Here is a 1,575-nt window from a genome sequence, read left to right as displayed (position 1 = left end):
GAGATTTATAATGGATAAATCGCTTTCTAGTAAGATTTTCATAGGCTTGTTTGCCGGCCTTGTGCTGGGCACAGCTATTCAGTACTTATTTAGCGGTATTGCGATTTTTGATACTTACCTACTTGGAACGGCAGAAGGGGTTGGCGGCATGTTTGTCTCGCTGATCAGGCTTTTGGTTGTGCCTCTTGTGTATGTTTCAATCGTGTGCGGCATTGTCGATTTGAAAGACATTAGTGCTTTTGGTCGTCTTGGTGGGAAAACTTTTACTCTCTACATTCTCAATACCATCATTGCGATCGCAGCAGCGTTGACCGTAGGTTTAATTTTCCAACCGGGTGCTGGTGCAAACTTAGCGGGTACGGTTTCTGAAACCGTCAAACTGACGACAACTGAAACACCAGATATTTTCTCGCTCGTGGTAAACATTGTACCAAGCAATCCAGTACAAGCTTTTGCTAACGGCGACATGCTACAAATTATCTTTATGGCTATTTTGACAGGTCTAGCCATTCAAGCTCTGGATTCTCGTGGTGGCCCTGCTATCCGCACGTTTAAGATGGCCAATGAGATCATGATGAAGCTGGTTGGTTTGGTCATGAGTCTAGCACCTTACGGTGTGTTTGCTCTGATGATTCAACTAGGTGCAACCTTAAATGCGAATACACTGATGTCTGTTGCAGGTTACGTTGCGCTTGTCGTGGCTATGCTTGTGTTCTGGATTTTCATCTTCTATCCAATGGCAGTTGGCATTACGACTGGAACTTCTCCAAAGGCGTTTCTCCGTGCAACTCGTGAACAAATCCTATTTTCCCTATCTACGGCAAGTTCAAATGCAACCATCCCCGTAACCATGCGTACTCTGACAGAGAAACTGCAAGTTTCTAAATCAGTTGCGGGTTTTGGTGTACCGCTAGGCGCGACGATGAACATGTCAGGTGTATCTATTTACATCGCGCTTGCAACAATCTTCGTTGCTAACGCGTTTGGCCAGCCAATTAACACCGCTGATGTGTTTACACTCGGTCTGACGATTCTTCTTCTTTCTATTGGTGCTGGTGGCGTACCAGGTGGTGGTGTAGTGATGGTTGGTGTGCTTCTTCACCAATTGGGTCTTCCACCAGAAGGTTTAGCTATCATTGCAGCGGTTGACCGTATCAACGATATGTTCTGTACCTCTTCGAACGTGGTAGGGGATACCGCAGTGAACACTATTGTCGCCAAAACAGAAGGTGAGATTGGCAATCAAGAAGAAGTAGAGGTGCAGCCTGCACAAGCTAATGCCTAGTCTTGAACAATAGAGTTGAATCTATATATAGAAAGCGAGCGGAATGAGCTCGCTTTCTTGTTTTTTTATGTCACAGAAAAATAACCGCTTTTCATCATGTTTACTTTGGAAGTTGTCTCTGGAATGTGATGCATTCCCAACAAGCTTGAAAGAAATCAATTAATTCATAAAAAATACGCTTTTTTTCAATTCTGCCCTTGAAAAGCGTTTTGACGCCCTTATCTATGTGGCATAGAGAAGCAAACATTGATTATTTTTGTTTGTGAGCAAGGGTTGAAACCCGATTCTCC

General features: G+C 43.9%; 1 protein-coding gene. It reads left to right on the top strand.

Features of this window, described 5'->3' with window-relative positions:
- Window positions 1–10 precede the first annotated feature (10 nt).
- Window positions 11–1,285, top strand: coding sequence for a dicarboxylate/amino acid:cation symporter (locus R7O12_RS24380; RefSeq protein WP_318126613.1), 1,275 nt, complete (start codon window positions 11–13; stop codon window positions 1,283–1,285).
- Window positions 1,286–1,575: the final 290 nt, after the last annotated feature.

Source organism: Vibrio sp. Vb1574 (genome assembly GCF_033338675.1).
The sequence above is the reverse complement of the archived record's forward strand: the minus strand, read 5'-3'. Positions and strand labels throughout refer to the sequence as shown.

What these genes read in the sequence shown, in the direction of transcription:
- R7O12_RS24380 (WP_318126613.1), top strand. Translation starts at nt 11, where the DNA reads ATGGATAAATCGCTTTCTAGTAAGATTTTCATAGGCTTGTTTGCCGGC.